The sequence below is a fragment of the Actinomycetota bacterium genome, assembly GCA_005774595.1.
In the GTDB taxonomy this organism is placed as follows: Bacteria; Actinomycetota; Coriobacteriia; order Anaerosomatales; family D1FN1-002; genus D1FN1-002.
In genome coordinates, this window is record VAUM01000333.1 from 1 (window position 1) to 2036 (window position 2036).

3 protein-coding genes are annotated in these 2036 nt (G+C 72.0%); all 3 read right to left on the reverse strand.

The genetic code is table 11. The features are described from left to right. On the reverse strand, positions 1 to 685 hold a 685-nt coding region (locus FDZ70_09780), incomplete at its 3' end, for an ATP-binding cassette domain-containing protein (GenBank protein TLM69189.1). Next, positions 565 to 1575, reverse strand: a complete 1011-nt coding sequence (locus FDZ70_09785) for a branched-chain amino acid ABC transporter permease (protein TLM69190.1) — start codon at positions 1573 to 1575, stop codon at positions 565 to 567. The genes FDZ70_09785 and FDZ70_09780, both read right to left, overlap by 121 nt. Then, positions 1572 to 2036: branched-chain amino acid ABC transporter permease (locus FDZ70_09790; GenBank protein TLM69191.1), on the reverse strand; the 465-nt coding region annotated here is incomplete at its 5' end. The genes FDZ70_09785 and FDZ70_09790, both read right to left, overlap by 4 nt.

Genomic DNA, 2036 nt, shown 5'->3' on the forward strand with positions numbered 1-2036 from the left:
GCGTCGCCGTCTCGGCGGTGTTCAGCCCGGCCGCCGGCTCGTCGAGCAGGGCGACGCGCGGCTCGGTGGCCAGCGCGCGCGCGATCTCGAGCAGCCGGCGGTGACCGTTGGGGAGGTCCCCCGCAAGCACATCCGCGGCGTCCGCAAGGCCCACGAGCCGCAGCAGCCGCTCCGCCTCGCCGCGCGAGACGCGCTCCTCGGCGAGCGTCCACGGGAGGCGCAGGGCTGCCGAGGCCATCCCCGTGCGCGTGCGGCAATGGCGCCCGACCAGGACGTTCTCGAGCGCCGTCATCTCTTCGAACAGCTGCGTGTTCTGGAACGTGCGCGCCACGCCGAGCGCGGCGACCTGAGACGGGCGCTTGCCCGTGATGTCGAGACCGTCGAAGGACACGCGGCCCTCATGGGCGCGGTCGAACCCGGTCAGGCAGTTGAACAGCGTGCTCTTCCCCGCGCCGTTCGGGCCGATGAGCGCCTTGATCTGGCCCTCATACACGTCGAACGAGACCGCGTCGACCGCCGTGAGGCCACCGAACCGGCGCGTCACGCGTTCTGCCGACACGAGGGTCACGCGCTCCCCTCCTTCGTCCGGGGCTTGCGGCGCAGCCTGCGCAGCAGCCCGGCGGCGCCGCCGGGGGCGAGCAGCATCACGAGGATGATCGCGAGCCCGTAGATGTCGATCTCCCACTCCGAGATCGCGGTCGCAACGTCGCGCGGCAGACCCGGGACGAGAGCGTCGACGTACGGCAGCAGCGTGAAGGCCGCTGCCGCGACCGCCGGGCCCGCAAGGGAGCCCGCTCCGCCCAAGACCGCCATCGCGAGGAGCATGACCGACGTGTGCAGCCCGAACGACGTGGGCGACACGAACCCGACCACGTGCGCGTACAGCGACCCGGCGAGTCCGGCCAGCGCCGCGGAAACGACGAAGACTTGCACCTTGAGCACGGTGAGGTCGATGCCACACGCCTGCGCCCCCGCCTCCGAGCCGTGCATGGCGCGCAGGGCGCGCCCCGGGCGCGATCGCGTGACGTTTCCCGCGAGCAGCAGGGCAGCCCCCGCGATGATCCACACGAGCCAGTAGCTCGCCTCCGGGGTGCCGAGCGCGATGCGCCCGACCGCGGGCGCAGGGATGCCCAGCATGCCGTCGGTCCCTCCGGTGACGCCCTTCGCCTCCACGAAGACGACCTGCATGATCTCGCCGAACCCGAGCGTCGCCATCGCGAGGTAGTGGCCGCGCAGCCGCAGGCTCGGGAACGACAACAGCAGGCCGCCGAGCGCCGACACCCCGATCGCGCAGCCGACCCCGGCAAGCCACGGCCAGCCCATCTTCACGGTCGCGAAGCCGGATGCGTACGCGCCGATCCCGTAGAAGGCCGCGTGGCCGAGCGAGACCTGCCCGCCGTAGCCGAACAGCAGCGCCAACCCGGTCACGATGATCACGTTGATGCCGACGAACACCAGCACCTTGCCGACGACGAAGGCGTTGTCGATCACCAGCGGCACAGCCAGGATCGCCGACCACAACGCAGCGGCGGGAAGCGTGCGAAGCACCTTGCGCGCGAGCGGCCCCACCGTCACACCTTCTCCCGCCGCCGGCCACCGAGCAGGCCCTGCGGCCGCAGGAAGAGCACGAGCAGCAGCACGAGCAGCGCGATGGCGTCCTTGTACGTCGGAGAGATGAACCCGATCGCGATGCTCTCGATGAGCCCGAGCGCGATACCGCCGGCCACCGCGGCCACCGGGTTGCCGAGTCCGCCGAGGATGGCGGCGGCGAAGCCCTTCAGCCCCATGCGCGCACCCACGTCGAAGCCCGTCTGCGTCAGCGGCGTGACCGCGGCTCCGGCGAGCGCCCCGAGCGTCGCGGCGAACGCGAAGCTGATCGTGACCACCCGCCGCACATCGATGCCGGCCAAGCGCGCCGCCTGCCTGTCGACCGCGCACGCGCTCATCGCCATGCCGAGCCGCGTGCGCCGGTACAGCAACGTGAGCGCGATGACCGCCAGCACCGTCAAGCCCCAGATCCACAGCGCCTGCCGCTC